The sequence below is a fragment of the Streptomyces olivaceus genome (assembly GCF_000721235.1).
GTDB lineage: Bacteria > Actinomycetota > Actinomycetes > Streptomycetales > Streptomycetaceae > Streptomyces > Streptomyces olivaceus.
Genome location: NZ_JOFH01000058.1, coordinates 20,622 through 27,196, shown reverse-complemented (window position 1 = coordinate 27,196; position 6,575 = coordinate 20,622). Strand labels below are relative to the sequence as shown.

Annotated in this window: 6 protein-coding genes and 1 pseudogene; all 7 read left to right on the top strand. The window is 72.3% G+C overall.

The window, feature by feature from the left end; translation table 11 throughout:
* Positions 1 to 184: pseudogene (locus IG94_RS43845) on the top strand (hypothetical protein); the annotation flags it as partial.
* A gap of 199 nt (positions 185 to 383) precedes the next feature.
* Positions 384 to 1,637 carry a flavin-containing monooxygenase gene (locus IG94_RS0136260; protein WP_031047708.1) on the top strand — a complete coding sequence of 418 codons (1,254 nt, stop codon included), beginning with the start codon at positions 384 to 386 and terminating at the stop codon, positions 1,635 to 1,637.
* 14 nt (positions 1,638 to 1,651) lie between these two features.
* A complete protein-coding gene (locus IG94_RS0136255; RefSeq protein ID WP_052411031.1) occupies positions 1,652 to 2,131 on the top strand; it encodes a RidA family protein in 480 nt (159 codons plus the stop codon).
* On the top strand, positions 2,128 to 2,817 hold the full coding sequence (locus IG94_RS0136250; protein WP_031047704.1) for a DUF1028 domain-containing protein: 690 nt from the start codon (positions 2,128 to 2,130) through the stop codon (positions 2,815 to 2,817). Before IG94_RS0136255 ends, IG94_RS0136250 begins: the two co-directional genes overlap by 4 nt.
* On the top strand, positions 2,814 to 3,962 hold the full coding sequence (locus IG94_RS0136245; protein WP_031047702.1) for a M20 family metallopeptidase: 1,149 nt from the start codon (positions 2,814 to 2,816) through the stop codon (positions 3,960 to 3,962). The genes IG94_RS0136250 and IG94_RS0136245 overlap by 4 nt, the downstream gene beginning before the upstream one ends.
* Before the next feature lie 173 nt (positions 3,963 to 4,135).
* Positions 4,136 to 5,515 carry an MFS transporter gene (locus IG94_RS0136240; RefSeq protein WP_078892556.1) on the top strand — a complete coding sequence of 460 codons (1,380 nt, stop codon included), beginning with the start codon at positions 4,136 to 4,138 and terminating at the stop codon, positions 5,513 to 5,515.
* Between the two features lie 41 nt (positions 5,516 to 5,556).
* Complete coding sequence (locus IG94_RS0136235) at positions 5,557 to 6,486, top strand: LysR family transcriptional regulator (RefSeq protein WP_031047698.1); 930 nt, start codon at positions 5,557 to 5,559, stop codon at positions 6,484 to 6,486.
* Positions 6,487 to 6,575: the final 89 nt, after the last annotated feature.

The following is a 6,575-nucleotide window of genomic DNA, read 5'->3' as shown; positions in this document are numbered from 1 at the left end:
CGCCGCCCTGCACGGCCGTGTCCGGGGCAGGTCCGGCCGCGGCCTGCTCCTCGTCACCTCGCTCGCGGACGCCTGGGGCTGCGAGCCGTACCCGCCGGGAGGCAAGACGGTGTGGGCGGAGTGCGCCCGGGGCGCCCGGTGTCCGCTGCGAGGGGCAAGGCTTCCGGCACCGCCTCGGTCTTAGCGACCTCGGCAACGCCGCGCGGCTCACGGATAGGCGGAAGACCGCACCTGGCCGAGCCGGACCCTGCATCGGAAAATCAGATCACTCACAACGAAAACACCTGTTGGACAGGTTTCCGCACGCGTCCAAAGATGTTCCGCAGCGGTAGCACAGTCGAAGCGACGCCGGGACGGACTACCGCGTGAGTGGAGGCTGAACGGTGAGTGAAGAGACCGAAGTGGTCGTCGTCGGTGCGGGCCAGGCCGGCGTCGCGATGAGCGAGCACCTGGGAAGCCAGGGTGTGCCGCACATCGTGCTGGAACGGCACCGGATCGCCGAGCGGTGGCGTTCGGAGCGGTGGGACGCCCTGGTGGCGAACGGGCCCGCCTGGCACGACCGGTTCCCGGGCCTCGAGTTCTCCGACGTCGCCCCCGACGCCTTCGCCTCGAAGGAGCAGGTCGCGGAGTACTTCGTCGCCTACGCGGAGAAGATCGGCGCGCCGGTCCGTACCGGTGTCGAGGTGACGTCGGTGCGCCGGCGGGAGGGGCGGTCCGGATTCCGGGTCGAGACGTCCCAGGGTTCGATAGACGCACGCTTCGTGGTGGCGGCGACGGGACCGTTCCAGCGGCCGGTGTTTCCGCCGATCGTGCCGGACGGCGCGGTGCCGGTGCAGATGCACTCCAGCGGCTACCGCAACCCGGAGCAGCTGCCCGAGGGCGCCGTCCTGGTGGTCGGGGCGGGCTCCTCGGGGGTGCAGATCGCCGACGAGCTGCGCCGTTCCGGGCGCCGGGTCTTCCTCTCCGTGGGCCCGCACGACCGTCCGCCGCGCCAGTACCGGGGGCGGGACTTCTGCTGGTGGCTCGGTGTCCTGGGACGCTGGGACGCGGAGACGCCGCCGCAGGGCGCGGAGCACGTGACCATCGCGGTCAGCGGCGCCCGCGGCGGCCACACCGTGGACTTCCGCGCCCTGGCCGCCGACGGCGTCGAACTGGTCGGCATGACCGCCTCGTACGACGGCGGCGTACTGCGCTTCGCACCGGACCTCGCGACGAACATCGCGGTCGGCGACGAGAAGTACCTGGAACTCCTCCGAGCGGCCGACGCGTACGTCGAGCGCAACGGGCTCGACCTGCCCGAGGAGCCGGAGGCGCACGTCCTGGCTCCCGACCCGGCGTGCGTGACGGAGCCGCGCCTGGAGCTGGACCTGGCCGAGGCGGGCGTCACCTCGATCGTCTGGGCGACGGGCTTCGCCGCCGACTACGGCTGGCTCCAGGTCGACACGTTCGACGAGAAGGGCCGGCCCGTGCAGCGGCGCGGTGTCTCCGCCGAGCCGGGCGTGTACTTCCTCGGCCTGCCCTGGCTGTCGCGCCGCGGGTCGAGCTTCATCTGGGGGGTGTGGCACGACGCCCGGTACGTCGCCGATCACATAGTCACTCGGCGCGGCTACCTCGCGTACGACACCACCGACCACTGAGGAGCGGACAGACGATGACTTCCACGAACGAGGGCCGCGAGGTGAGGGCCCCGATCGTCGCCGGCGGGCACACCCGGATCCGCCCGTTCAACACCCGCGACACGTATCCCGAGCAGAGCCTCGACAACGACCTCTGCCAGGCGGTCGTCGCCGGCGACACCGTGTACGTACGCGGTCAGATCGGCCAGGACCTCGACACCAGCGAGTCGGTCGGCGTCGGCGACGCGGAGGCGCAGGCCGAGCGGGCCATGGCGAACATCAGGATGCTGCTCGAAGAGGCGGGCAGCAGGATGGAGCACCTGGTCAAGCTGACCATCTACCTTGTCGACCCGCGCTACCGCGAGGCCGTCTACCGCACGGTCGGCCGTTGGACCAGGGGCGTGCACCCCATCTCCACCGGCCTGGTGGTCTCCGCGCTGGCCCGGCCGGAGTGGCTGTGCGAGATCGACGCCGTCGCCGTGATCCCCGCGGGCGCCGAGGGGGAGCGGGTATGACCTTCTCCCTCGTCGTACGCGACGGCGACCGCTTCGGCATGGCGGCCAGCTCCTCCAGCCCCGCCGTCTTCGCCCGCGTCTCCCATCTGCGGACCGGAGTCGGTGCCGCCTCGTCGCAGAACATCACCGACCCCACCCTCGGTACGGCGCTGCTGGAACGGCTCGCCGAGCACGGCGACGCCGAGCGGGCCCTGAGCCAGGTCACCGGGGCGGCCGAGCACATCGACCACCGGCAGCTGACCGTCCTCGGCCGCACCGGCCCCGGCTTCGCCTTCAGCGGCGCGCACACCCTGGGCAAGCACGCCTCGGCCACCGCGGACGGCGCGGTCGCGGCCGGCAACATGCTGAGCGGCGAGCACATCCCGGGCGTCCTCCTCGACGCGTACACCGCGGCCACGGGGGAGCTGGAGGAGCGGCTGATCACCGCCATGCGGGCCGCCGTCGCCGCCGGTGGCGAGGAGGGTCCCGTGTACTCCGCGGGTCTCGCGGTCGTCGCCGACGTGGACTGGCGGGTGACCGACCTGCGTGTGGACTGGGCCGACGATCCCGTCGACCGGCTCGCCGAACTCGTCGGCGTCTGGCTGCCGCAGCGCGACGACTACGTGCGCCGCGGTCTCGACCCCGCCACCGCCCCTTCCTACGGCGTCCCGGGCGACCAGCGACGCGGCGCCCCGCGCGACCGGTGACGGCGACGCTCAAAGAGGCCGCACGGCAGGCGGTCGACCGGCACGCGGAAGAACTGATCGCCCTGTCCGAGCGGCTGCACGCCGACCCGGAGACCGCCTGGGAGGAGCACCGGGCCGCCGCCACCGTGCCCGAGCTGCTGGACCGCACCGGCTTCGCGGTCACCTCCTCCTATCTGGATCTGGACACCGCGTTCCACGCCCGGTTCGGCAGCGGACCGGTGCGGATCGCGCTGTGCGCCGAGTACGACGCACTGCCCGGCCTCGGACACGCCTGCGGGCACAACCTGATCGCGGCGAGCGCGGTCGGTGCCGCCCTGGGCCTCGCGCAGGTCGCCGACGAGGCCGGACTCACCGTCGAGGTCTACGGCACCCCGGCCGAGGAGGGCGGCGGCGGGAAGATCGAGATGCTGGAGCGCGGCGCCTTCGCGGACGTCGACCTGGCGATGATGGTGCACCCGGCGCCGGTCGACGTCGCCGAGGCACGCCCCTTCGCGGTGAGCCACTCGAAGATCTCGTACACCGGGAAGTCGGCGCACGCCGCCGCCTACCCGGAGGCCGGCGTCAACGCGGCCGACGCCTTCACCGTGGCCCAGGTCGCCATCGGGCTGCTGCGCCAGCAACTGCCCCCCTCGTCCCGGGTGCACGGAGTGGTGACCCACGCCGGGGACGCCCCGAACGCCATCCCGGAACGGTCGTCCGGGCGCTGGTACGTCCGCGCCGAGACGCTCGCCGAACTCGCCGAGCTGGAGCCGCGCGTCATGCGTGCCTTCGAGGCGGGCGCCCTCGCCACCGGCTGCGACCTGGAGATCGAACCGGAGAGCAAGCCGTACGCGGAGTTCCGCACCGACGAGACCGCGCTCGGGCACTACCGGGCCAACGCCCTCGCACGGGGGCGGGAGTTCGCGCCGCCGGGGCAGGCCGCCCGGATGAACCGCGCCTCCACCGACATGGGCAACGTCTCGCAGGTGGTGCCCGCGATCCACCCCTACATCGGCATCGGTTCGCTGCCCGCCACCAACCACCAGCACGAGTTCGCCGCGTACTGCGTCGGCGGCACCGCCCAGCGGGCCCTGCTGGACGGAGCGGTCGCGCTGGCCTGGACCGGTGTGGACCGGAGCGTGCCGACCGGGGCGGCGGCACCGTGAGGAGACCGCACCGGCGGGCCCGCGCCCGGCCCGGCCGCGACCGGACCCCGCTCACCGGGAAGCGACCCGCCGCCGGCCTCCGGACGGCCGGCCCGCGTTCCCGGTGACGCAGACGACGTCGACACCACCCGCACGGCCTCGACGTGACCTGCCCACCGAACGAGGAGGCGCTCATGCGCACCAGCACAACGGGAGACAGCACGGCCGGGACCGGAGAAGGGAGCACCGCCGACCCGGCGGCACTGCGCAGAAGCGTCGCCGCCGGTGCGGTCGGTGTGTTCGTGCACTGGTTCGACTGGGCCGCCTATGCCTATCTCGCCGGCACCATCGCGCCGGTGTTCTTCCCGGCCGAGGATGAGACCACCGGGCTGCTCGCGGTGTTCGGCGTGTTCGCCGTGTCCTTCGGCATCCGCCCCATCGGTGCGCTCGTGCTCGGGCCGCTGGGCGACCGGATCGGCCGCAAACGCACACTGTCGCTGGTCATCCTCATGATGTCCGGGGCGACACTGACGATCGGACTGCTGCCGGGCTACGCGTCGATCGGCATCGCGGCCCCGCTGCTGCTGGTCGCCCTGCGCCTGGTACAGGGCTTCGCCGCCGGCGGAGAGTTCGGCAGCGCGGCCAGCTTCCTCGCCGAGAGCGCCCCACGGCGACGCCGCGGCTTCGGCGTCAGCTGGCTGGAGGTCGGTTCCCTGCTGGGCTTCCTGGCCGGATCGTTCGTCTTCCTGCTGCTGTCGGCGGGCCTCGACGACGGCGCGCTGTCCTCCTGGGGATGGCGCGTCCCCTTCCTGCTCTCCGCCCCGCTGGGCGTCATCGGGCTCGTCCTCCGCAACAAGATCGAGGACACGCCCGAGTACCGGGCCCTGCAGGCGAGCGACGCCGCCCCGCACCACCCCGTCAAGGAGCTGCTGCGCTCCCACAAGCGACAGCTGCTGCAGGCCGGTGCCCTCATGGCGGCCATGAACGTGACCTTCTACGCCGTACTGACCTACCTGGTCACCTACGAGACCGACCACCTCGGCCACTCGGCGTCCGACGCCGCGCTGCTGTCCACGGTGATCTCCCTGGTCGGCCTGGTCCTCGTACCCGCCTTCGGACACCTGTCCGACCGAGTGGGGCGCAAGCCCGTCTTCGTCGGCGCCTCGGCCGCCCTGCTGGTCCTGTCCACGCCCGCGTTCTGGCTCATGCGGACCGGCTCGGTCGGCACCTGGGTCGGCGCCCTGGTGCTGGGCGTGATCCTGACGGCGCTGCTGGGCACCCACGCCGTGTGGTCGGCGGAGATCTTCCCCACCCGGGTCCGGCAGAGCGGTCTGTCCATCGCCTACAACATCACCGCCGCGCTGTTCGCCGGTACGGTGCCCTATCTGATGACCGTACTGATATCGGTGACCGGCAGCACGCTGGTGCCGGGCCCGTACCTGATGGTGTTCGCCGCGTTCGGGCTCGCCGCCGCGCTGTCCATGCGCGACACGGCCGGCATCCCCCTGTTGCGGGCGGAGGACCTGCCGGGTGAGGAGCCCGCCGCCGAGCCGGTCGCGCACCGCACCGCATAAGGTCTGGGCGAACAGCCGGTGATCGGACTGGGGAGTTCGGCATGACGTCTTCGGTGGGTTTCACCCTGGTGCAGCTCCGCTACTTCCTGGTGGCCGCCGAAAGCGGTTCGATGACCGCGGCGTCGGCACAGCTCCACATCGCGCAGTCCGCGGTGTCCACGGCCGTCTACAACCTGGAACGTGACCTCCAGGCCCAGCTGTTCATCCGCCGCCGGGGGAGGGGACTTACCCTGACCCCGGCGGGCAGGCGGTTGCAGCTTCAGGCGCGCGAGCTGTTGGGCCGCGCCCGCGACATCGAGAGGGAGGCCCGGGGAGGCGGTGAGGACATCTCTGGGCCGGTCGCCGTCGGCTGCTTCGTGACCCTGGCGCCGTACTACCTGCCCGCGCTGTTCAGCGAGTGCACCCACCGCTACCCGGGCATCGAGATCGACGTGGTGGAGGCGGAGGCAGAACAGCTCATCCGGTCACTGCGGGCCGGGCACATCGATGTCGCCCTCACCTACGACCTCGGGCTGTCCGGCGACGCCGAAGTGCGCAGCGAGACGATCGCCCTCGCTCCGGCCTACGCCATCGTCCCCGCCGGCCACCCCCTGGCCGGCCGGGGGAGCGTGGAGCTGACCGAACTGGCCGCGGAACCCCTCGTCCTGCTGGACCTGCCGCACAGCCGCGACTACTTCCGCGCACTGGTGGCCGCCACCGGCACCGAGCCCGACGTGCGCTACCGCACCCAGAGTTACGAGACGGTGCGGTCCATGGTGGCCCGGGGACTCGGGTACTCCGTCCTGAACCAGCGCCCGGAGACCAGCCAGACCTACGGCGGCGGCGAGATCGCGGCACTGGAACTGCGGGACGGCCGGCCTCCCCTGGAGGTCAAGCTGGTCTACATGGACGGCGTCACACAGACCGCCCGCACCCGAGCGGTCGCGCAACTGCTGCGCCACATCGCCACCTGCCGCAACCTCGCCGACTGAGTCGGTGACAACCGACTGCCACGCCGCCTGGGGCCTGCGCGGGCAGTCGCGATGCTGCGCCAAGCGGGCCCTGGCCGAAATATCCGAGC

Coding starts and splice junctions, on each gene's coding strand:
- IG94_RS0136240 (WP_078892556.1), top strand. CDS start 4,136: ATGCGCACCAGCACAACGGGAGACAGCACGGCCGGGACCGGAGAAGGG.
- IG94_RS0136235 (WP_031047698.1), top strand. CDS start 5,557: ATGACGTCTTCGGTGGGTTTCACCCTGGTGCAGCTCCGCTACTTCCTG.
- IG94_RS0136255 (WP_052411031.1), top strand. CDS start 1,652: ATGACTTCCACGAACGAGGGCCGCGAGGTGAGGGCCCCGATCGTCGCC.
- IG94_RS0136250 (WP_031047704.1), top strand. CDS start 2,128: ATGACCTTCTCCCTCGTCGTACGCGACGGCGACCGCTTCGGCATGGCG.